The organism is Bradyrhizobium sp. 141, from assembly GCF_023074055.1.
Taxonomy (GTDB): domain Bacteria; phylum Pseudomonadota; class Alphaproteobacteria; order Rhizobiales; family Xanthobacteraceae; genus Bradyrhizobium.
The window spans coordinates 182,775-205,466 of the sequence record NZ_JADPKR010000100.1; the positions used below are offsets into that span (position 1 = coordinate 182,775).

General features: G+C 60.1%; 20 protein-coding genes. 8 read left to right on the top strand and 12 right to left on the bottom strand.

Annotated features, from left to right (window positions below):
• Nucleotides 1-70: 70 nt before the first annotated feature.
• Both IVA81_RS31290 and IVA81_RS31295 read right to left on the bottom strand, forming a co-directional pair.
• Complete coding sequence (locus IVA81_RS31290; protein WP_247325186.1) at nucleotides 71-346, bottom strand: hypothetical protein; 276 nt, start codon at nucleotides 344-346, stop codon at nucleotides 71-73.
• Nucleotides 347-420: 74 nt separating this feature from the next.
• On the bottom strand, nucleotides 421-984 hold the full coding sequence (locus IVA81_RS31295) for a hypothetical protein (protein ID WP_247325189.1): 564 nt from the start codon (nucleotides 982-984) through the stop codon (nucleotides 421-423).
• Nucleotides 985-1,262: 278 nt separating this feature from the next.
• Here IVA81_RS31295 and IVA81_RS31300 point away from each other — a divergent pair, with 278 nt between their 5' ends.
• The 7 genes from IVA81_RS31300 (at nucleotide 1,263) to IVA81_RS31330 (ending at nucleotide 10,390) form a co-directional block, all read left to right on the top strand.
• On the top strand, nucleotides 1,263-2,465 hold the full coding sequence (locus tag IVA81_RS31300) for a polysaccharide biosynthesis/export family protein (RefSeq protein ID WP_247325191.1): 1,203 nt from the start codon (nucleotides 1,263-1,265) through the stop codon (nucleotides 2,463-2,465).
• Nucleotides 2,466-2,631: 166 nt separating this feature from the next.
• A complete protein-coding gene (locus tag IVA81_RS31305; RefSeq protein ID WP_247325192.1) occupies nucleotides 2,632-3,213 on the top strand; it encodes a hypothetical protein in 582 nt (193 codons plus the stop codon).
• 82 nt (nucleotides 3,214-3,295) lie between these two features.
• Nucleotides 3,296-4,744 (top strand): O-antigen ligase family protein, encoded by a 1,449-nt coding sequence (locus IVA81_RS31310; protein ID WP_247325194.1) that lies wholly within the window; start codon nucleotides 3,296-3,298, stop codon nucleotides 4,742-4,744.
• A gap of 140 nt (nucleotides 4,745-4,884) precedes the next feature.
• Nucleotides 4,885-5,505: a hypothetical protein gene (locus IVA81_RS31315; protein ID WP_247325196.1), complete on the top strand. Its 621-nt coding sequence runs from the start codon at nucleotides 4,885-4,887 to the stop codon at nucleotides 5,503-5,505.
• Nucleotides 5,506-5,769: 264 nt separating this feature from the next.
• Nucleotides 5,770-8,031, top strand: coding sequence for a polysaccharide biosynthesis tyrosine autokinase (locus IVA81_RS31320; protein ID WP_247325199.1), 2,262 nt, complete (start codon nucleotides 5,770-5,772; stop codon nucleotides 8,029-8,031).
• A gap of 12 nt (nucleotides 8,032-8,043) precedes the next feature.
• Nucleotides 8,044-8,784, top strand: a complete 741-nt coding sequence (locus tag IVA81_RS31325; protein ID WP_247325203.1) for a hypothetical protein — start codon at nucleotides 8,044-8,046, stop codon at nucleotides 8,782-8,784.
• A gap of 694 nt (nucleotides 8,785-9,478) precedes the next feature.
• Nucleotides 9,479-10,390: a glycoside hydrolase family 16 protein gene (locus tag IVA81_RS31330; protein ID WP_247325206.1), complete on the top strand. Its 912-nt coding sequence runs from the start codon at nucleotides 9,479-9,481 to the stop codon at nucleotides 10,388-10,390.
• Between the two features lie 18 nt (nucleotides 10,391-10,408).
• Here the strand turns inward: IVA81_RS31330 and IVA81_RS31335 are convergent, their stop codons facing one another.
• The 10 genes from IVA81_RS31335 to IVA81_RS31380 form a co-directional block, all read right to left on the bottom strand.
• Entirely contained in the window at nucleotides 10,409-11,554 is a 1,146-nt protein-coding gene (locus tag IVA81_RS31335; protein WP_247325208.1) for a glycosyltransferase family 4 protein, read from the bottom strand.
• The gene (locus IVA81_RS31340; RefSeq protein WP_247325210.1) at nucleotides 11,551-11,817 is read right to left on the bottom strand and encodes a hypothetical protein; all 267 of its coding nucleotides are present in this window, start codon (nucleotides 11,815-11,817) and stop codon (nucleotides 11,551-11,553) included. The genes IVA81_RS31335 and IVA81_RS31340 overlap by 4 nt, the downstream gene beginning before the upstream one ends.
• Nucleotides 11,814-13,058: a hypothetical protein gene (locus IVA81_RS31345; RefSeq protein ID WP_247325212.1), complete on the bottom strand. Its 1,245-nt coding sequence runs from the start codon at nucleotides 13,056-13,058 to the stop codon at nucleotides 11,814-11,816. Before IVA81_RS31345 ends, IVA81_RS31340 begins: the two co-directional genes overlap by 4 nt.
• Before the next feature lie 2 nt (nucleotides 13,059-13,060).
• Nucleotides 13,061-14,200 (bottom strand): O-antigen ligase family protein, encoded by a 1,140-nt coding sequence (locus IVA81_RS40750; protein WP_247325214.1) that lies wholly within the window; start codon nucleotides 14,198-14,200, stop codon nucleotides 13,061-13,063.
• Between the two features lie 138 nt (nucleotides 14,201-14,338).
• A complete protein-coding gene (locus tag IVA81_RS31355) occupies nucleotides 14,339-15,352 on the bottom strand; it encodes a glycosyltransferase family A protein (protein ID WP_247325215.1) in 1,014 nt (337 codons plus the stop codon).
• Entirely contained in the window at nucleotides 15,349-16,488 is a 1,140-nt protein-coding gene (locus tag IVA81_RS31360; RefSeq protein WP_247325216.1) for a glycosyltransferase, read from the bottom strand. The genes IVA81_RS31355 and IVA81_RS31360 overlap by 4 nt, the downstream gene beginning before the upstream one ends.
• Nucleotides 16,489-16,742: 254 nt before the next feature.
• Nucleotides 16,743-17,282, bottom strand: coding sequence for a hypothetical protein (locus IVA81_RS31365; protein ID WP_247325217.1), 540 nt, complete (start codon nucleotides 17,280-17,282; stop codon nucleotides 16,743-16,745).
• A gap of 175 nt (nucleotides 17,283-17,457) precedes the next feature.
• Nucleotides 17,458-18,468: an NAD-dependent epimerase/dehydratase family protein gene (locus IVA81_RS31370; RefSeq protein ID WP_247325218.1), complete on the bottom strand. Its 1,011-nt coding sequence runs from the start codon at nucleotides 18,466-18,468 to the stop codon at nucleotides 17,458-17,460.
• Between the two features lie 81 nt (nucleotides 18,469-18,549).
• Nucleotides 18,550-19,512, bottom strand: coding sequence for an NAD(P)-dependent oxidoreductase (locus IVA81_RS31375; protein WP_247325219.1), 963 nt, complete (start codon nucleotides 19,510-19,512; stop codon nucleotides 18,550-18,552).
• A 19-nt stretch (nucleotides 19,513-19,531) separates the two neighbouring features.
• Nucleotides 19,532-20,974 (bottom strand): undecaprenyl-phosphate glucose phosphotransferase, encoded by a 1,443-nt coding sequence (locus IVA81_RS31380; protein ID WP_247325220.1) that lies wholly within the window; start codon nucleotides 20,972-20,974, stop codon nucleotides 19,532-19,534.
• A gap of 370 nt (nucleotides 20,975-21,344) precedes the next feature.
• Here IVA81_RS31380 and IVA81_RS31385 point away from each other — a divergent pair, with 370 nt between their 5' ends.
• The gene (locus IVA81_RS31385; RefSeq protein ID WP_247325221.1) at nucleotides 21,345-22,274 is read left to right on the top strand and encodes an ABC transporter substrate-binding protein; all 930 of its coding nucleotides are present in this window, start codon (nucleotides 21,345-21,347) and stop codon (nucleotides 22,272-22,274) included.
• Nucleotides 22,275-22,692: the final 418 nt, after the last annotated feature.

A 22,692-nucleotide genomic window follows, 5' to 3' on the forward strand; every position in this document is an offset into this window, starting at 1 on the left:
CCTGCCTCGGTCCAACGCTTAAGCCTCGGGCCGTTTGCGCGCGGGCTCGTCGCAGCGTTGATCGGCGCGATCAGCGCGTGGCCTTGATCGGGCGACCGAAGACGCGCCCGGCACGTGCGGCGGCAAGGCCAAAGCGCGCGCCCGACCCAAAGAGATAGCCGCCCTGGAGGGCGATAGCTGCGAGTGCCACGCCTTTCAGGCTATCGAGCACGGCGACATCGACCATCAGCCCGACCGGGACGGCGGCAAGCACCATGACGAGGGTCAATGGCAAGAGCACCAGGACGCGAAAGCGTTGGCCCAGCACGGCACCTACCAGAAAGCTGAAAATCAAAAGCGCGGTCATCCGAAACACTCCGTGCTTCGGACCCTAGGTTCCCCACCCTAAAAAGACCCTTAAGTCGTATGGCTAAATTTGGCCTATTGGCTGCAATTTGCCAGCAGCGAATGATAGGCCTCCCGCAAGCCGTTCAGCGCCACCATACCCTTGATCTCGCTGTCGCTTTCCCGGACTACCACGGACAGCGAGGGCGTCGTCTGCCATTTGCCGGCGGCAAAGGCCGAGACCTCGTCGGGCAGCAGTACGGCGGCGCCGGCGGCAGCCATGCTGGCGTCAAAGGTCAGAGTGCCGCCGTTGCTCGCGGCGATGGTGACCTTGGGGTGGCTCCGCGGCGGAAAGGGCCGGATCAAAGCCACCAGCACGTCAATCTTGCCCTTCGGTGCGCAGCGCACGATCAGGCCGGCGAAGTCCGGGTCGGATTGGGTCGTGTCCGCCGTCTTCGTGATGGCCGCGAAGCTTTCGCCGTCCTTGGCCCCCTGGGTGCGGCTGAACTTCCAAACGGAGGAGAGGGCTGGGGTGGCCACCTCAACGATGGCGGCCCCCTGGCACGAGGATCGTGCGCAGGGGGTCACAGAACCCCATGGGCGATCAGCGGCGCCAAGGAGGGCGCCTGCCAACAGCGGGACAAGAAGGAAGCCGGACAATGGGAGTTCCTATCCTTAACGGCCCAGACTTAGCAGAGCGGAGAGAGGTCAAGAAGCCTCGCGCTCGACACAGGGAGCCCTTGAGTTGGGCGGTTTGCTCGCCGACCGGGCACACGAAATACAACAAATAGTCACAAAGGGTTAAACCAAGCCCCAAAGAGTGGCCCCCACGCAACAGTAGCCAACGGATCGCTCCGTTAACCTTCGGGAACCCTTGTCGCACCACCCCCTAGGCCGTACCAATCAGGGGCTAATAGGGGACTCCTGGGGCGCGATTCATGCATTCCTTTGCCAAGTCATATCTTTTCAAGCCAGCGTTTCTGGCCGCCGCTTTGGCGCTCGGAGCTTGCTCGACCAATCCCGGCTCGGGTCCGCTGACGGACGACGTCAACAACAAGATTCAGACTGAAAACGCTCCGGCTTACGAGCTGGTGCCGCTCAATCCGGCCACGGTGAAGATCCTGCACACCCATGAGCCCAAGGGGCTCGCGGGGGCGTTCACGGACAAGCGGCCGCCCGCCAGCATCGTATTCGGCATCGGCGACGTCGTCAGCGTCACCATCTTCGAAGCCGCGGCAGGCGGTCTGTTTATCCCGGCGGAAGCCGGCGTCCGTCCGGGCAACTATGTGACGATCCCGGATCAGTCGGTCGACAATGACGGCTTCATCACCGTGCCCTATGCCGGCCAGATCAAGGCTGCGGGGCTTACGGCGGTGCAAATCCAGCGCGCGATCATCGATAAGATCGGCAACCGCGCCATCGAGCCGCAGGCGGTCGTCGCGATGTCCTCGCAGCGCACCCAGCTCATCAGCGTGCTCGGCGAAGTCAATTCGCCGGCGCGTTACCCGGCGAGCGCGGCGGGTGCGAAGGATCGCGTGCTCGATGCGATCACTCGCGCCGGCGGCATCAAGGGCCAGGGCTTCGAGACCTGGGTCATGCTGGAGCGTGGCGGACGGCGCGCCACCGTGCCGTTCGAGAATCTCGTGATGGCGCCTGAGAACAACGTCTACGTGCGCCCCGACGACAGCATCTATGTCTATCGCGAGCAGCAGAAGTTCCTGGCGTTCGGCGCCAGCGGCCAGAGCGGCGAGTTCAACTTCGATGCCTGGCGCATCAACCTCGGCGAAGCCGTCGGCAAGTCGGGTGGTCTTCTGGATGGTCAAGCTGATCCGGCTGCCGTCTACCTCTATCGCCGCGAGCCGCGCGAGGTTGCGGCCCAGCTCGGCATCGACGTCAGCAAGTACACTTCCGAGACCGTTCCGGTCATCTTCAACGTGAACCTCCGCGATCCCGGTGGCTTCTTCCTCACCACCAAGGTCATGATGAAGAACGGTGACGTGATCTACGTCTCGAACTCCCGCAACGTCGAAGTTACGAAATTCCTGCAGTTCCTGCGCGTGATCATGGCCACCGGCTCGGATGCGGTGAATCTCTCCAACGACGCCCTGATCTTCCGCAACAACGTCAAGCTGGCGCCGTAAGACGCCGACTTGATCGAGCAAAAACGATGGCACCGGGGCCTTGTCCCGGTGCCATTTTCGTTTAGATCGAAGCGGTTCTGCTGCGGCTACAAGTTCGGGATAAGATCAAGGCGCCACTGGGCAGGGCGCCGGTCATCGGGCACCCCGCATTGTTGCAAGGGGCTTCATGCGCTTTCGGACACTTTGCCGTCTTTTGGCTCTCGTCCCCGTCGGCTTCGGGCTTGCACCGCTCGGGCAGGCTCTCGGCGCTGCTGCAGAGCTGGGCGTCCGCCATCGCATCGACGTGATGGTCTCCGCCGAGCCTGATGCGCCGATCTTGTCGCGCCTGATGGGAGCCAAGGGCGAGCTTTCGTTCACGATCCGGCTGTCGGCGAATTCCAAGGAGAGCAAGTTCTTCGGGATGCTGCGCCCATCTTTCCCCGATATCGTCGTTCCCGATGGCCCGGGCAAACCGCTGGTCGGGCAGACCAAGCTGTGGGAGGAGGACGTCTGCCATCAGCGCCGCGGCCTGCCCAAGGTCACCGTGACCCAGCTCGGCGGGCATTTTGCGGAAGGCGAGGGACGGATCGAGATTTCCGCCATCAACCGGCACATCGGCCTTCTCGTCCCGCCCGACGAATTAACCCCTGGAATAAAACTCGATCAGGGCAGTGATAGCTTTGGACTATTCTACGCTTCCCGGGCGCAGACCCGGAACAGCCGCCTCAACGTCGATCTGAAGATCTATCCGATCGATTGCTTCCTCTAAGCTCAAGCAAAGCTCGCAAGACACCACGATGCGCCTTTGGCCTCCCGACATAGACTGGTCCAGGATTCGTTGGTCATGGAGCTTGCCCGCGACCTTCATCCTGTTCTTCGTGGTCGCCGGCGCGCCGTTTCCGTTCGGCTCGACCAACGATCTGTCGATCGCGTTCTGGTGCCTGTGTCTCGGGCTAGCGGTGATCTTCGCGCCGACGCGCGATCTGCGGGCGCCGCATCTGTGGCTGCTCGCCGGGATCGGCGTGATCGTTGCGGCCTACGCCTTCGTGCTGCACGAGCAGCTCTCCGACCATCCCTGGGTCGCGCCATTCCAGCCGATCTGGAAGCAGGCCTCGGATCTGCTCGGCGTGCCGATTGCTCCCTCTGCTTCGATTGTGAAGAACGAGGCGTTCTTCGCGCTCGGCGCGCCGCTCGCCAACATCCTCGCCATCGTACTCGGCATCACCGTCGGTGCCGATCGCGATCGCGCGCGCCGCTTGCTGTGGGTGATCGCGATCTCGGGCGCGGCTTACGCCCTCTACGGCGTGCTCTCGTTCCTGATCGAGCCCACCATGATCCTGTGGCGGGACAAGACGGCTTATCTCGGCAGCGTCACCGGCACCTTCATCAACCGCAACACGGCGGCGGCTTATTTCGGGTCCTGTGCGGTGATCTGGATGCTGCTGATCCTGGAAGATGTCCGCCGCCGGCTGCCGGAGCGGCACGTCGAATGGCGGCGTCTGTCGCTCGATCTGCGCGCGATCCCGCCGAAGGAGATCCTGCCGCAGCTCGGCTGCCTGCTGATCTGCCTGATGGCGATGTTCATGACGACCTCGCGCGCCGGCGTCGGCCTGTCGCTGCTGGCGATGATCGTCGCGTTCACGCTCTTCCTCCGCAAGGACCTGCCGCCGCGCACCGGCATCTGGATCTCGCTCGGCTCGGGCGCCGCCGTCGCGCTGGGACTCTTGCAACTGCTCGGCGGCCGCGTCTCCAGCCGGTTCGACAGCCAGGGCCTGGTCGACGAGGGCCGCATCGAGGCCTGGAAATCCACATTGCGGATCATTGGCGACAATCCCTGGTTCGGCACCGGCATGGGCACCTTCCAATGGGCCTTCCCGCCGTACCGCAGCCCCAACATCTCGATTCGCGGCGTCTGGGATGCCGCGCATTCGACGCCGCTGGAGCTTGCCTCCGAGGTGGGCATTCCCATGGCGCTGCTGGTGGCGCTCGGCTGGGCCATCATGCTGCTGGTCCTGGCCAGGGGCGTGGTCGGACGCCGGCGCGATGCCATCATCCCGCTGGCCGCGGTGGCGACCGCCACGCTGTCGCTGCTGCATTCGAGCCTGGACTTCACGCTGCAGGTGCCCGGCTACAGCATTCCATTCTTTGCGCTTTTCGGCGCGGGCCTGTCGCAGTCGTTCCGCACGAAGGAGAGCCGCGCCATGGCAGAGGGAGGCACCACCAGCCGGCGAGGCGAGGGCCATTCGACAACCTCAGGCGCCGTCCCGCGCCGGATGCCCAAGCTTCATAAAAGTGTCTAGATTTGAAGCAGTTGCGTCGTTTACGAAGTCTTTAGAATAAGTGGACAGCTCTTTTCTCTTCGGTTAGGTTCCGCACTGCACAGCCATTTGCCCGCGCCGAGGAAGCACATCGGGGCAGCTGATTTTTTGGAGGTTGATTTATGAGCGTTATCAAGATTGCGCTTCGCATGGCTGCCGCCGCGGCCCTCGCCGCGACGATCACCTCGGCCGCCAGCGCCGCCGTTTACCCGCCGCAGCGCCAGCTGCCGGCCACCGTCATTACCGAGTTCAAGGCTTCGCCGAGCAGCCTGTTGCAGCAATATCCGACCGGCGGCCCGCAGCTGATCTCGCGCGTGCGCGATCTCGGCGCCTCCGATCCGACCACGCTCCCGGGCCTGATCGCGCTCCTGAAGGATCCCGCGACCACCAAGGACCAGATGCGCGCGATCGTCGGCGGCCTCGCCCAGGTCGCCCGCATGGCCGCGCAGGCCGACCAGGCCTTCGCCAATGAGATCCAGGCCGCGATCGCCAACACCGGCAACGCCGACGTGATCGCCGCCTACCAGGCCGCGACGGGCGACGTCGCGATCGCCGCGACCGGCGGCGGCGCGGGCGGCGGTGGCACCGGCGCAGGCGGTCCGACGGGTAACAGCGGCTTCGCCAACGGCGGCGGTGGCGGCGGCCTCGTCAGGTTCGGCAACAACACGACGAACAACAACGCGCCCAACGGCGGCGGCGGCGGCGTCGGCAGCGCCACCAACAGCACCAGCCCGCGGCGCTGACCGAACCGGCCCTCTCGGCCGGCGCATGACACCTCACGGCAGCGGCGCCAGCGGGCGCCGTTTTGCTTTTGCGCCGTTAAGCTTCATACAAAATGTCCCGTAAGCTGTGCGTTGCACTGCATCGACCGCGTTCAATTGCAGGCAGGATTGTGCTAGTGGTTCGCCCAACGCGGGCTTTGGCATCAGATTTGCCCGGACGCAGCTGGGCTGTTGGCGGACATTAATCCCAAGAACACACATCGATCCATTTTCAGGAATTGCTAGATGTTGCAGGTGAACAAGCCGACCTCGGAGATCAACCGTGATTTCGCCGAGGCCGACGGCTCTCCGTCGCAGTCGCTGACCTCCTATCTCGAGGTCGTCCGCCGCCAATTCCCAACGATGGTTGCGATCGCCTCGGCCTCCGTGATCCTGGCACTGCTTTATCTCTTCACCGCCCCTCCACTTTTCACCTCCACCGCCTCGATGGTGATTGACACCCGCAAGGTGCAACTGTTCCAGCAGCAATCCGTGCTAGGCGACATCGCGGTAGACTCCGCGACAGTGGAAACCCAGGTCGAGATTCTGAAATCCGATAACATCAGCCTCGCGGTCATCCGCGACTTACACCTGATCGAGGATCCCGAATTCACCGGCCCCGGCGTCGGGCTGCTCGGCACCATCATTGGCTTCGTCAGTGACTTGTTCTCCGACGGGCGCGCGCCTTCCGAATTTGAGCAGACCCAAAAGGCCTTGGAACGCTTCCAGAAGAACCGCACCGTCACGCGACTCGGGCTCGCCTATGTTATGGAGATTGGCTTTACCTCGAAAGATCCGGCGAAGGCGGCGAAGACCGCTAACGCGATTGCGGATGCCTATATTGTCGATTCCCTCGAGGCAAAATACCAAGCGACGCGCCGCGCCAGCATCTGGCTTCAGGATCGCATCAAGGAGCTGCGTACCCAAGCCTCGGCTGCGCAGAAGGCCGTGGTGGATTTTAAGACTGCGAATAACATCGTCGATACCGGCGGGCGGCTGATGAACGAGCAACAGCTCGCGGAAGTGAACAGCCAGCTGGTGCTGGCGCATGCGGCCACAGCGGAGGCCAAGGCGCGGATGGATCGTATCAACGACATCCTCAAGCAGGAGATTCCGGATGCGAGCGTCGCCGATGCGCTGAAGAACGAGACCATCGTCAAGCTGCGCGGGCAGTATGTCGACATGGCTTCCAAGGAATCGATCTGGTCGATGAAATATGGCTCGGATCACCTAGCCGCCGTCAATCTGCGCCGGCAGATGGCCGAGATCAAGAAGAACATCATTGATGAACTGAAGCGCATCCAGGAATCCTACAAGAGCGACTATGACATCGCCGTGACCCGCGAGGAAGCCATCAAGTCTAGCCTTGCCAACGTCGTTTCGGAATCTCAGCTCACTAATCAGGCCCAAGTGCAGCTCCGTGAACTCGATAGCAATGCGCAGTCCCTTCAGGCGATGTATGATAATTTCCTGCAGCGTTACATGGAAAGTGTGCAGCAGCAGTCGTTTCCGATCACTGAAGCGCGCGTGATCAGCGCGGCGACGATGCCCTTGAAGAGCAGCTATCCAAAAGCCCTGATCATACTGGCGGCGAGCCTGCTGGGCGGTCTAATGCTGGCTTTCGGTGCGGCGATGGCGCGAGAGCTCACGGACCAGGTTTTCCGCACCACTAGCAAGGTCGAGGACATTCTGGGCACCAACTGTATCGCAATCCTGCCGGCGCTTCCGGCTCTCGGCTCTGCCGCGGCCCCGCCAGGACTGGCTGGCAGGCTATCACGCAAGAACAATCCTCAGCCGGATCTGCTGCGCTATGTAGTTGACAACCCGTTGTCACGTTTCTCCGAAGCCGTGCGTTCAGTGAAGGTGGCGGTGGATCTTAACGCGATCGTGCGCGAGAACCGCGTGTTGGCAACCACCTCGACCCTGCCGAATGAGGGTAAGAGCACGCTTTCGACCAATCTCGCCCAGCTCATGGCGCATGGCGGCGCGCGCGTTATCCTAGTCGACGCGGATTTGCGTAATCCATCGCTGTCGCGTGCGTTGGTGCCGGATGCTAAGACTGGCTTGGTGGACGTCGTGGCGCAAAAGGCCAAGCTTGAAGATGTGTTAGTGGTCGATCCCGAGACTAAGCTCTCGATCCTGCCGGCAGGCACAACCTCGAAGTTGCTGCATACCAATGAAATCTTGGCCTCGAAGGCGATGCACGCGTTAGTGACCCAATTGCGCGCGCAGTTTGACTACGTGGTGCTGGACATGCCGCCGATGGCACCTGTGGTAGACGTGCGCGTCACGTCCTCCTTTGTCGATTCTTTCATCTTCGTTGTTGAGTGGGGCAAGACGAAAATCGACGTGGTGCAGCACAATTTACGGGGCGCGCCTGAGATCCAGGATAAATTGCTCGGCGTGATCTTGAATAAAGCGGATACGAAGGCCCTCTCTCGCTACGAGTCCTATCACGGACGATATTATTACCAGAAGTATTACGCGCGCTATGGCTACGTGGAATAGCAGGACGTGATTATGCGTTCTAGTCTACGAACCGCACTTTTGATTTTTGGGTTTGCCGGGATATCTTGGTCCGCTACGGCCTTTCCTATCTTGCAATCTGCCGCACATGCCCGCGAGGTTGCGGCACGGATCATGGCAGAAGAACGATTCAAGAATGGCGTAGCTGCGCGTCTGCTGGAACGTATGCAACGTGAACGAGCGCGCACGGTCTTGGCTCCGGAGATTACCCGCGCGCGAGGCCTCGTCGGTCTGCTCGCGGCGCAAGAGGCAACGCGTCAGATGAGTCCCGCTGAGGCGGATCGCAGCATGCATGATGCAGAGACGGACCTGGAGCTTTCCCTTACCATTAGCCCGGTCGATGCGTTTCTGTGGCTAATGCTCTATTCGGTAAGCGCCGCGCGTAACGGAATCGATGAGAAATGTGTGAGCTATCTAGAGCAGTCCTATTCAACGGGTCCGCGTGAGGGTTGGATTGCGCTGAGACGCAATCGGCTGGCATTGGCGGCCCTTCAAATGCTGAGCGAGCCGATGCAGGAGAGCGCGACATCGGAGTTCGTGGGAATGGTCGACAGTTACTTTATCGCAGAGGCCGCGGCCAATCTGCGGAGCACTGGGTGGCCCCATAGGGAGCGACTGCTGGCGAAACTGGGCCAAATTGACGTCACGTCGCGGGAAATGTTCGCAAAATGGTTGGCACGAGACGGAGTGAAAGTGGCGGTGCCCGGAGTTAAGCTCGATGAGAGGCCCTGGTGAGGACGCTTGGCATCGTTCCTATAGTAATTGGCTCTTTGCTCGGTACGCCGTCTGCCGGTTATGGGCAGTCCGCCGGTAGAGGTTTAACGATGCAGGGAGCCGCGGAATCCGGCGGGAATATCGTTAGGGATAGCTTGGGTAGACCGTGTCTCGATGTAGAAGCCGCGGCACGTCGTGAAACTATCAATCCCGACATGCTGGAGCACGTCGTTAGCGTTAAGAACAACTGTTCGCGATCATTGAAGGTGAAGGTTTGTTACTATGGGTCGGAGCAATGCAAACAATTCGACGTTCAGAGGTATCAACGTGTCGATACGATCCTAGGCGTCATGAGAGGCATTCAGTTTTTCAGATACACAGTTAGTCAGAAATGATCGCTCGTCGGCTACCAGTGGTTCTCTATGCCGTCTGAACTTCCGGTCAGAGGAGAGTCGCGCGAACCAATCCTGAACTGGCGGAATTCACCACCGATCGAACAAGCCTTACCGTCGGACCAACGATCGAGGACGTTACTGTGGCTTTTGCACGGTGCCTTCGATAACAGTACGCCATGTTTCCGAACACGTTTATGCAGCCGCCATGAGCCTGGCCGACCAAGAATCATGAATCCAGTGGGATTGACATCAAGTCTGCGATTAACGAACTTCGATTAACTTCGGCGAGACAATTGTATGATAATCCAGTTTGCAAACCCATGAGATCTAAATTCGGCGCAAATTGGCACGCGACGCTTGTCGTGGTCGTCTCTCTTGGGACAATCGCGCCTCCAAGTAACAGTCAGGAAATCGCCCTTGCCCGATTTTCTACACCCGCCCAACTGATGGCGATGAAGCAGAATTTCAAGGTGATGGACACCAGGCGCCGCGGTTTGCTTGGTACTTACACGAACCTAGCCTTCGAAGATACCTTCGACACCCTTAGCATCGCGGATGCCAACCAGCCGGCGACGGCGGCCAAGTGGTTCGCGCCGGGCCACACGACTTATGGCTGGGCGGCGTTCCCAAGCCTCACGAGCTCGCCGAGCACCTACACGCTCCAGGACGGCATGCTTCGCCTACGCATGCAGCAGGTGAACGGTACTTGGTACGGTGCGCATCTCTCAAGTGTAAACATTAAGGACGAAGGCTTCACCTTCTCCAAGGGGTATGTCGAGGTCAGGATGAAGGTTGCCCAGCGTATCGGCGGCTGGAGCGCCTTTTGGATGACGTCACTCGATTCTCCGACCACGGGGATGCATGGCGAGATCGATGTAGTCGAAAGCTACGGCGCCGCAGGCCACTATGGCTACAACTCCGCCATCCATCTGTGGCCAGGCCCCCACCCGCCGGCCGGGGCCTCTCAAGTCCACTGGGCCGCAGGCGTCTATCCGCGCACGCCGGTTGCTACCGACGATACGTTCCATACCTATGGCTGTGAATTAACCGACGATTGGATCGTTTATTACCAAGACGGCGTGGAAACCTCGCGCGTCACGCGCGGCGCGGAATGGAACGACTCACCTTATCGGCTTTATCTGACCGTCGCAGGTGGTCCTGACCGAGTGAAAGCGCAGGCCGTGAGTCCGGTCGACATGCTCGTCGACAGCGTCCGCGTCTGGACGCCGTGAGGCCCTCGACGACGATAATCACTGCTGGGCCCCTGTATCTAGCTCCGGGAAGGTCAGTCGCGCACACTCATCCCATGAAAAGTCTGCCGCGCGACGCTTGGCGTCCAACCCTAATCGCATCCGGTACTCGTTCTCGCGTGCGCAGCGCGAGATGGCTGCGGCAGCGGCATCGCAATTTCCCGGCAGCACAATAACGCCAGCTTCGCCGACGACTTCCGGAATACCGCCCACTCTGGTCGCAACCGAGGGGCACTCTTGCGCGGCGGCTTCCAGCAGCACCAGGCCGAACCCTTCAATTTTGCCCGGCAGCGCCTCGGCCAGCAGGCAATGGCAGGCCGCCCGACGATAAAGGCGCTTTAGGTCGTCATCGGAGATGCGGCCCGGTGCGACCAGGCGCACGGAAAGGCGCTCAGCCTCGTTACGTACGGCATCGGCATAAGCCTGAGCCTCGGGCCGACCGGCGATCACGTAGACCGGGTCGGTCAGCCCGTGCTGGTCTCGCGCCCGCGCGATAGCGCGAACGGTCTCAAGCTGACCCTTGCGCGGCTCCAGCCGTCCGACGCTGACGATCAACGTCGCTTTGGCTGGGATGGCCTGAAGGGCTGGATTTTCAAAGCCGCCGTCGATGGGATCGAACCAGTGGGGCTCGACGCCCAGATAGGTCACGGCTTCACGCCGAGGCTGGCCGAGGTTCTGGTGGAAAATTTGCTGGGTGGCCACCGAATTGTAGGCGACTAATTCCGCGCCCATGTAGGCGCGTCGTGCCAAGCGGAGCCCCAGCGAGCCCGCGCGGAACTTGCTAGCTTCGCTGCCATGAACCATTACGCGATAGGCTCGGCGGTGCAGGGACTTCAACACGTACAGTACAAGGACGCTGCGGATGTCCGCGGCCAGCAGCAAACTGTCGTGCGGCGTGCGGCGCAGGATCGACAGGAGTGATAGCACCGCCTTCGGTTTGACCCTGTGATGCCCGAGGATGCGATGAGTGTTCGGCTCCGGCAGCCCGGCAGGAAGTTCGGGATAGGACGGCGCGATCACCGTGACGGGATAGCCAGCCCGGCGCACGGCCGCGACGACGCCGCCGGCATAGGTGCCGATTCCCCCAGGGAATGGCGGGTATTCGCAGCTCATCATGATGACACCGCGGGCTGGGCCGGCCATCATTTCGATTTCGCTCCGAAGATGGCCCGGTGCCTGCGGATCAGCGGTCCGACAGGCGCGCAAGACGGGCTAACACCAAGGGCATCAGGCGCGGATTGGTAGAAGCCTTTAGGACGGCAATAAAGGTGCGCGACCAGATGGCTACAGCTCGTAATGCGGGTGCCAAGATCGCGACGTAGGAAACTCAGCACGGCGGGATCGATCCAAGGCTTGTTATTGTGATTGGCAGTAATGTTGCCCACAGGCGCCGGAAGCTTCGTGGTCATGCGCTCTTCAACTGCCGAGCTTGCGCGCGAGGTGCTTGATCGCGCCGTATCACATAGGCGACGTTGGCCAAGGTCAAGGCGATCCTAGTTGCGCTGACGACGAACAGCACAATAACTGCCCCCCAGATGCCGAAGCGCGGAATTAGCATGTAGGACGATCCTAAGGCCGCAGCGACAATGGCGACGTTCGACCAGAGCTGGAAGTAAGCAGAGTTCGTTCCGATCACCAGGTAAGCCCACAAGCCAGCTAGTAGTACGAACGAGGCGGCGATCGCCACACCAGTGAACAGCGTAGTGTAGGAGGTGAACTGCGGCCCATAGAGGACGAGCAGTATCCATTTTCCGAATACAGCCGCTAGAGTTATCCCAACAGCACACATGCCCATCAGCACGGCACTAGACTTAAGGATCACGCGAAAGAATGCTTTGGTGTCTCCATCCTGCCAATAAGTGGCTACGTTGCGTAGCATCGAGTTACTGATCGAGCCCACAAACAGGTTGCCCAGGGTGATGGTGTAGGTCAGGGCTGAGAATATGCCCAGGGCCTCGACCCCCTCATATGATTCCAACATAAGCCGCGGTACGACGATGCTGAAACCGCTGAGGAAAACTGATAGGCCGATGGGCAGCGAACGCCGGGCCAACCCTACGATCTGCCTGTGGGCGATAGGCATCAAGCGCCCGTGCCATGCTCGCGTCCGCCACCAATCGTTGAACGCCACTAGAGCCCAAGCCGCGGCCACCGAAGCCAAAGCGGAAGGCAGACTGTTGGTGGCTAGGTAGACCACGACGAACGGAACGACCGTACCGAGACCGCGATAGAACAGCGACATGCTCAAGATGTTTTGATCGTCGCGGTTCTGGGCCAAGCCGCACAGCACGTCGCTAACGTTTTCAACACCCCGGAACAGCGTAACGAATAGGATCGACAGAGTTAGGCTGACGTCGTCACGTCGCCACATGACGATTCCGATGATTACAATGAAGAATATCACCGTGGTGGCTAAACGCAGGTGCCAATAGTCGCGGAACAGGTCGCCGTCTCTACGAGGATCCATCTGCAGCAGCATGCGAGAGGACAATGACGACAGCACCGCCAGTGGCGTCACCAAAGACAGCGCTAAACTGAGCTGACCGACGGGCCCCGGTCCACCCAGATGGGCGAGCAGGCTGACCATCAGCCACTGTCCCGCTGAATAGGTGGTCATCCCGCCGAGGAGTTTCAGGATACGATAGAACATCGTCAGCTCTTGCGGACAACGGGTACGCGCCGGTTGCCTTGAGACCGCGCGGCGGCTCGGCCAAGTTGCGACTGCGCCCCGATATGGAACATTAGGAATAGCAGGGCGAACCACTCGATCCGAATCCAGCCGCTGATACCGTAGAAGGCACCGAGCCGCACCACACCGGCGACTACCAGCGCGTAAACTAACGGGTACCGCGCTATACGCGCCCCGCCAGCACGCAGAGTTGCCCACAAGATCACCAGCAACAAGATCGCGGTCGGTACACCATAGAAGACCGAGTATTCGAGGAACGTGTTGTGAGGGCTCAAAACGCCCTCGGTTTGCCGCCAGATGCCCGGCAAGGAATCATAGGCGTGCGCGAAGGTCATTCCATAGTCGTCGGGTGATTGACCAAACCACGGTGCGCTCTTGATCAACGAAACACAAAAGTCGATCGCGTAAGCTCGCTCAGCATTGCTTACCGTATAGTGGCCGCTCGTCAATAGGGCGCCATAAGCGCTATAATTCAAGCCGTAAAGGAAATGGGCCGCGAAGCCAAGTGCCGCGATCAGGGGCAATAGCCAGCTACGCGCGCGCATTGCCGCAACGGGCCACAAGGCCAAACCCATCACTAAGGCTATAATCGGTCCCCGCGCGTCGATTGCCAAGCCGATCAGTGCGCTAACCGCAGTGGAGGTGATCAGAGTCCATCGCACTAACTTTGACATCTCGTTCTTCAGGCAGAGATACAGGGCCATTGCGACCACGGGCGTCGGCTGAATGCCACGCAGTTCACGTGAGACACTGCCATGACTTAACTCGATCGCGACCGCCGAAACGAAATAGAAGCTGAAGCCGACGATGCAGCCGACAGTAAACGCGATCAGCGCCTCATGGCGACGCATTGTCCGGAACAGCAGAATCGGCAGGAAGGTGGTTACGATCACCGCGAGCCGTCGTATCCAGCTGGCGGCGGGGACATGGTTTATGGCGAACGAGAAGCAGACCCAGATCAACAGGATGATCAGGATCCAAAACGAGGTCATCTGCATGATGTGGATTGCGCGCTTCTCGGCCAGAGCGAAGCCGAGGACCATAAGAGGCAGAACCATGTCTAGGACTGGCACATTAAAGGCACTGTCCAGAAAGCGGTTCACTAAGAATAGGAGCATTCCCCCAAGCAACCACCCATTCGAAGCCGAATAGGGTATAGCCGAGGCGCGCGCGGCACCTAACGGTCGCTGCGGGCTAGTCCTCGAAAGCGATGAAGCGTAAGTCGGCAGAGCCCGTGCTCCCTAGCTGCGTGGTATGAGTTTCCGGCAAACCGACGCCGGCGCCACGAAGAGAGCGGCGGCCGCCACGGCGTTATAGACGCGTCTGGCAGGCGACATTCCCGGAAATCGCAAGAACCGGGCCATCGATTTCATGACCAGCGATGCCCTGCTCATTTCGCCTACCAACCGTGTTCCGTACGCCTTCTCCACAAGAAAAGCGTTGCGGTACTGGCTAGCCGACAGACTCATCAACGCCTTCGCGTCGATCTCGGTCTCCCCCCCGTCAGGGGACGCGATCCGCAAATAGCCCTTCCGCTGCCAAATAGCACTATTGATAGAATTGGTCACGGATTTCAAGGTTTTACCGCCAGCCAATGACACGTTCGCACCGTGGACGTTGTAGGCCCCCAGCGCCCGATTGATCACTTTGACGGTGCCAGTGAAGGGCGCGCTGAAAATGAGGTAGCCGTCAATATAGTTGCGCCCCTCGGTGGAAGGATCAATCGTCTGGAGCATTCGCCTCACGTGTTCTACTGAGAACGCATTGCCCGACGTTGGCGACGAGTGGATGAAACCATGCCGCAGGACCTTGCTTTTCAGGTCGCCATCCATGAACGGGAAATCGGGATACTGACCAACCGCCGTCCCACTCCTCTTCTTGTCGAGACGGTACTGAATCAAGCTGATGCCTGGAGCGTAGGCAGCAGCGATCTCTTGGCAGGCGTGAGGATATAGGTAGTCATCCGAGTCTAGGAAGATGACGATGTCCCCGGAAAGCGTCGCCGTTCCATGGATCACGGCCGAGACCTGACCGCCGTTCAGCTTTGACAGAAGGCGTACCTCTGAATAACGTTGGATTACCTCCACCGAGTTGTCAGTCGAGCCATCGTCGACCACCATGATCGAAACTCGGTCGTAGGTCTGGGCGAGGGCGGACTCGATCGCCTGCGAAATGAACCGGGCGTAATTGAAGTTGGTGATGAAGATAGTGATGTGCGGACGCGTATCGGTTGCGCCATTGGGAGGAATCGTCATTTCATAATATCGCTGTAGGCGTTGTCGATTGCGGCGTTCATCGAGCGGGGTGACCAGGCATCGACATCGATCGCCAACGCGCCCTTGGACAGTTGCTCCAGCAGCGCCTTGTCGGCCAGAAGCGCGCCAGCGGCCTTCGCGGCGGCGGCCACGTCGTCGGCCGGCGTGAGCACAGCGCTGACGCCGTCACGAACCACATCTTCAACGCCGGGCAGCCGACTGACGACCGAGGGCTTGCCGGCCGCGGCGTATTGCACCAGCACCCGCGGAAGGCCTTCCCGCATCGAGGTCAGCAGACAGACGTCGGCCAGGGCGATGATGGCCTCCGGATCCTTGCGGAAGCCGGCGAAGCGGATCTTGTCCTCAAGGCCCAGGCGCTTGACAAGCGCCTTTGCTTCGTCCTCGGTCTCGCCGACGCCAGCAAATACCAGACGCCAATCCGGCAGGCCCGCGAACGCTTCGGGTATTGCTTGGATCAGTTCCAACTGACGCTTACGGGGTTCGAAGGAGGCCAGCATAATCGCGGTTGGCGGGCGTTTCTGTGCTCCCATTACGTTGAGCAGTTCGCGCCAATCCGCAGGGGGGGCCGGAGACTTGAACCGATCGACGTTCATGGCGCTGAATGCCACGAAATGCTTGCTGGGCTTGCCGATCTTGTATTGCAGGCAGATGTCGCGAACGGACGGGCTGACGTTGATGAAGCCGTCGGTGAAAGTGCTACAGAAGCGCTCTGCGGCGACATAGATTAGCTCTTGCGCCTTGCCGACATTGACAAAGGGCAGGATGTGAACGCCGTGGATGACGGTCGGCGTCTTGGCCAGCGCGGCGGCCGAGCGGCCCAGAATACCGGCTTTGCTCTGATGGGTGTGCACCACGTGCGCGCCGAGCTTGCGGAACAGCGCCGACATTGTGATCACCGCGGCTATGTCGTTGGCCGGCGAGATCGGGTGCACCATGCTGGAGATTTCGATAACTCGCACTGTCTCGGCCGCTTCTGCTTGCAAAGCCGGATCGAAATCTCGTCCGTGCACTACGACGACGTCATGCCCGGCCGCAGCCTGCGCCCGGCAAGTAGTCAAAGTGTTCTCTTCAGAACCGCCACGCAAGAAACGCGTGAGCACATGCACGATAATCATCTTTTCCCCATTTGCTTCGCGCGATGCTGCGTCGCACGCTTGCAAAGTGTTGGCTAGTGGATTGCTTCCAAATTTGGTGCCTATGGTTGATAGCGACGATCTTGTCGGGCTCGGCGGTCTAGTCGACGGGTTAAGGCTGCTGGTCGCTCAGCAACGAAGTAATTGATGGTGGCCGGTGGGGCGTAGCTGTCGAGAATAGCGGGGATTGCACTGCGGCCGGTCCACTGCGTCGTGTCGCCGAGGGCTCACCAGGGTCAAGGCCAACACATTTCGATCAGCTCGGCGCGGTAGATGAAGGTGCGTTCCGTTGCCACCGCCCTGTGGTCCACGCCAGAGACGAAGGCGCCATCGCGGAATAGCCCCTGCTTCAGACCCCATTCGGGAAAGACATGGGTCGAGCGTACTTCACGGGCTCGAGATGGACGCCTAGCCCCAGCCCGCTGACCGAGCTCATGGCCTTGGCGGCGGTAATTGCCACACCGCTGGGAATGTCCAGCAACCTCGCCTTCGGGGGAGTATGCGTCACGAAGAGTCGTGACGATCTTCTCCTGCGTTGGGCATTCTGGATAGCTGCCGTTCAGCACCACGTGTGGCTGACCAAGGTCGGCGGCGGCCTTCATCAGATCGATCGAGTCCTCGACATAGATGCACGATTTGATGGTGTGGCGACGTCCCGGGAAAACGAACACGCCTTTGCAGCCCTCGCCCTGGCCGAATACGACCGCCGGCCGGACGGTCCTTAGGAATCGATCCGGCGCTGCGCGCTCCCAGTTCTCGTGAATTTTCTCGGCCATCAATTTGGACTTGCTGTATGCGGACACGGGGCCCGATGACCGTCTTACCCTCTCGACAAGGCGGCGCGCCAGGTGCGTGCCGACGGGCCTGTAGCGCCGGTGATCGGAACTTTGTCGTACTTCGGAGAGGAGATCGCTCATGCTCTGTTGACTTAAAGCGGGGCACGCTTCCCAATTACCTAGGGACGGGGAACTTCATTTCCGTGGTTCTGAATCCGTTCCCGAAATCTATTCGCCACGCGACGAAGCGGGCCAAGCCCTCGGCTAGGTTGATTTTGGGCTTGTAGCCGCAGAGGGCCTTGAGCTTGTCGATATTGGCGAAAGTAGCGGGGACGTCGCCAGGTTGCATCGGCACGAGCACCTTCTTGGCCTCGATGCCCAAGGCGGCTTCCAGTGTCGCAATCATGTCCATCAGCCCGACCGGATCGCTATCACCAATGTTATAAATTTCGTGGCCGCCTGGTGCTGGCGGATGCTTGAGCACACCCAAAATGCCATCGACGATGTCGTCGATGTAGGTAAAGTCGCGGGCCATCCGGCCTTCGCCGTAAACCTCGATGGACGCGCCCTTCAGCATTTTTTCGGCGAAACCATAATAAGCCATGTCGGGCCGTCCCCAGGGACCGTAGACGGTGAAGAATCGCAGGCCCGTTTGTGGAAAGCCGTATAGGCGGGCATAGCTCTGGCTTAGCATTTCGCAGGAGCGCTTGGTGGCGGCGTAGAGCGAGACGGGGTCGTTGGCCGGGTCGGTCTCACGGAAGCCTTCGCCGTTTAGCGGTCGGTCGCCGTATACACTGCTCGAAGAAGCGTAGACCAGGTGTTCGATCTCAGCCGTGCGGCATGCTTCCAGCACGGAAAGGTGTCCAGCGAGATTGCTGCGTTCGTAGGCGAAGGGGTTCTCAATCGAGTAGCGAACCCCGGCTTGGGCGGCCAAATGGATCACCCGCTTGGTGCCGGAGGTCTTTATCAACTCGGCGAAGGCACCGTGGTCAGCGATGTCCATGCGGACCATGCGAAAGCCGGGTCGGCCTTCGAGGCGAGCCGCCCGGGCGTCCTTCAGGGCGAGGCTATAATAGGCATTAAAGACGTCGACCCCGATTACCTCTTCACCCTGATCCAGCAGTCGTTCGGCGACATGCATACCGATGAACCCTGCCGCACCCGTGACTACAATAGGAATGGTCATATCTTAGCTCGATTGATCAAGGCGCAAGTCGCGCTCGAATGATTGGTCGCAAGGCCTCGGCTATGGCCATTCTGTCGGCCGCTATGTGAACAATCCGGATGACTCGTCTCTCCAGCGGAGCAGGGCGGACTGCAATTGTCCAAGCTGCGCTTGCCCTTTGGATTGAAGCCAGCCAGGGACAATATCGGTGGACCTGACGAGCTTCATGACACGGTCGGGATGAATGCCCAAGCCAACAGCAGAGAATGGCTTGAGAATGGCTGCTGCAGCCTTCACGGCTGGCTCGGGAATGAGAAATTCTCGCGTATTTGGAAAAGAAATTGATCGGAACGCGTTTACAATATCCTCAATCGTATAGCGATCCGGATAACATGCGTTGAACAACACAAAACGCTCGGGGGACGATCGAGCAAACTCAATCGCGTCAAGCAAATCGCCGACGTAAATGCAGGCTTTCACCGTGTTCTTTCGTCCCGGGTAAACGAAGAAGCCCTTCTCGAGTAGCCTCGCAAGTCGCGTGAAGTTGCCGCCTTCGCCCTTACCGAAGACTACGGCGGGTCTCACGATGGTCAACCTGCGATTGCTATCTGCCTCGAACCAATTTTGATGTATGCGCTCGGCAAGCGCTTTGGAGAATCCATACGAGGTAACAGGTTCCAACGGCGTCTCTTCTGTCTTCACGGACTCCCCGGGTCCATATACAGAAATCGAACTCGTGAATATGATTTCGGCAACGCCATGCCGTGACGCGAAGCTGGTTATCTCTACTGCGCCGGCGACGTTCGTCTCAAAGTACTCGTGTTCCGCATGACCGGGAGTGGTGTGGATTGCTGCCAAATTGTATATGCGAGCGACGTCGGATTCTACGTTAAGCTCGCGGAGGTTACGCACATCGGCAACGCGGTAAGTTACTCCTGGCAGTCTTTCCTTAGGCTCCTTGAGATCGAAGGAGATAATGCTGTTCGTTCCTTCTGAAACAAGGCGGCGAAGCAGATGAGTGCCGATAAAGCCGGCCCCTCCAAAGACAACTATTGAGCTAGGCATTTCAATATTCCGGTTCGCGTTAATAAGCCTTAGCCTGCGCGAGGCTGATCACAGCGGTTCGCATGATGATCAGGATGTCCAGCCAGAGGCTCCAATTGTTGATGTACCAGAGGTCGAGTTCGACGCGCTTCTGCATCAGATCAACCGTATTGGTTTCTCCGCGGTAACCATTAACCTGGGCCCAACCGGTGATGCCGGGCTTGACGTGGTGGCGGAAGGCGTAGTTGCCGATGATTTGCTCATATTCGGTGTTGTGGGCGGCCGCGTGCGGGCGGGGGCCGACGAGCGACATCTCGCCCTTGAGCACGTTGAGGAGTTGCGGCAGCTCGTCTATCGAGGTCTTTCTCAGCCATTTGCCGATCGGCGTGACACGCGGGTCATTCTTCTGTGCCTGTACGATGGTCGGGCCGTCCTCGAGCACGCGCATGGTGCGGAACTTGAAAATCCTGAACGCGCGCCCCCCAAAACCGTGGCGGGTCTGGCGGAAGAACACTGGGCCGTTTGAGGTCAGCTTAATCAGAATCGCGGTCACCAGCATCACCGGCACGAATACCAACAGCGCAAGGCTCGCGCCGACCAGGTCCAGCGCGCGCTTGAGCCCCCGCTCGCGCAAGGACAGCGGAGCGCGGCGCAACTCGGCAATGAATGTGCTGCCGGTGCCGGAAAGCGGATAGCGCAAGAAGCGCGCGGTGTGGGCGTCCGGGACCAGATGTACCGGAACGGGGAGGATCTTCAGCACGTCCAAAATGCTATCGATCACATGCTGCCGGCCCCAGTTAATAAGCAGGAAGATGTGCTCGATCCGGTTCTCGCGCGCATAGGCAATCAGCTCCTCGAACCGCGGCGCGAGCGAGGAGAGCAGTAGCGGCGAAGTCAGCTCCCTCGCGGGGATCTCCATGATTCGCATCAGCCGGTAGCCGTGCTGGCCGATGTCGTCGACCGCGTTGGAGGAGGTGGCAAGGCCGAACTCGGCGATCATAATCGCACGGCCGTTGGCAAAGGCGCCGGTGCGCAAGGCATGCGCGGTCAAGCGCGCGGCCACGGTCTTCCAAGCTAGAAGGACGGCGAGGCCCACCAGATAGAACGAGATCGTGGCGCCACGGGAGAACTCTTCGCTGACCTTCATCGTAAAGGCGATAGCGAGCAGCGCGCCGAACAGGCCGGTCCACGTCGTCAGTGTCATCCGCAACGTGCGTGGCAGGTCGGTGATGATTTTGAGTCGGTAGCCCTGTTGTACCAAGGTCAGAAGGATGAAATTAATTGCAATCAGGACGCTAGCTGCCGCGTAGAAGTCGGCTTTGCCAACGTTGCCCGCGGTCCACAGGAGGTAGCCGACCGCGCAGCCAATCCCGCTGATCACGATCAACGCCGCATCAACTAAGGCTAAAAAGCGTTCAACAACCGCCGGGCGCAGCCAGCTCGGCGAAAACCCTTTAGATGTTGATGCGGTTTGCTCGACCACGCGAATTCCCGTCGCAGAATCAGGGACGGGCACAGGTCGAGTAGAAACAATTGACATCCTGCCAAATCCATTGAAGCAAAATTAATTGTCCGAAGAAGCCGTGCTATCGGTCAAAATCGCTGTTAAAACAAGGTGAAGGAAAAATTAACCTTACCCTCCAAGGTACATTGTAGCTCATCTCGCCTCAAGTGATATGTCAAATCCACAACTCATTAGGAAGTTTTCGTTAAGACCTCAGTCCCGGCGGCAGACCCGGCCGAGAGGGAAACGTTACCTCACTACTAGCCTTGCTGCTGTGGCACTGGCAGGCACTATGCTTCTCCTTCTTCGCCCTGATGCAGCTCCTGTACGAGCGCCAACCTCCAAAGGGGTGGCGGTCAAGCTCCTCCTGGACGGGCCACATGGCGCACGATTCGCCGGCGAACTCTCTGCATCGAAGCAGGGATATTTCTCCTCGCGCATTGAGTTGGCGGCTCAACCCGACCCCGACTTCGTCCAGGCGATTGCAAGCCAACATGCCATCGGCGTGACAAGTGGCCAGAAGTTCCTGCTGGCGAGCTGGCGTGGCGTCCCTGTGACCGCCTTTGCTGCCAGCTTTCTCGATACCTCGGTCGCGATTTTCACGCTCGAAAGCTCGGGCTTGCGGCGGCCGGTTGACCTGGTCGGGAAGACGGTCGGGTATCGCAGAGCGAGTGAGGGGGAGGTCGTCTTTGATGCAATGATGGCGCAGCTCGGGCTTCCCCGCAGCCAGATTACCAAGGTCCCGGACCGCGACAGCTTCGAGGCTCTGAAGGCCGGGGAGGTGGATGCGATCGTCGCCGCCATCGACGAGCAGCCCGGTCCCTCCAGTCCGAGTTTCGTGAAGCTGAACGTGATCAAACCGCAGGACTACGGCATCCATGTCCCGGGCCTGGTCTATTTCGCCAGCAATGATCTCGTTCATGACCAGCCGTCCGTGATCGCCGATGTTCTTCGGGGGCTCATTCGAGGGTGGCAATTTGCCTATGCGGACTATGCAAGGAGCGTGCCCGTTCTCGTCGGCGGCGGCCAGGCCCGGTTGAACCCCGAACGGCTCATATTCGAGCTGCAGCAGCAGCGCTCGCTCGTGCTGCCGACGGGCGGCCGTATCGGGGACTACGACGAAAGCCGCTGGCGGACGCTTCGGGATATCCTGCTCTTCGCCAAGCTGGGTGAAGAGGATGTACCGCTGGCACAGGCGGTCAACTACCGGTTTCTTCGGGATGTGTACCGCCGTTCACCCGAGCTCGCTGCCCCGGGGGCCTGGAGTGAGGACAAGTAGGACCAAGAAGCCACACCTGCGCGCCATATCGACCCAAAAAGCTCTCGGCCACCTGGCAGCGGTTGCTTTTCTGCCGGCGGCGTTGGTAAATTCCCTCAACTATTTAGGCTAGCCGCGCGGCTCACCCAAGGCGCTTCGGTTGACTGGGATGTGGCGAGCGCGACGGGGATTAAATCCGCAGGCGCGAGGAGCTTTTCGGGATGTTTTCGACGTTGATGCGAGCAGGCCTTTTCGCCGTCACGGTTACCCTATGCGCAGCGAGTGGAGCTAGCGCCGCGATGCAGATGCCGGCACCGGCGGCCCTGCTCACGGGTCAGAGCCGAGTGACGCCTATTACGTTCTGGGCGCAGCCCTACCCATACCGCTATGTGCCGGCGCGCCGTTGTCCCTTGGTGCGGGTCGAGACGCCTTATGGCTG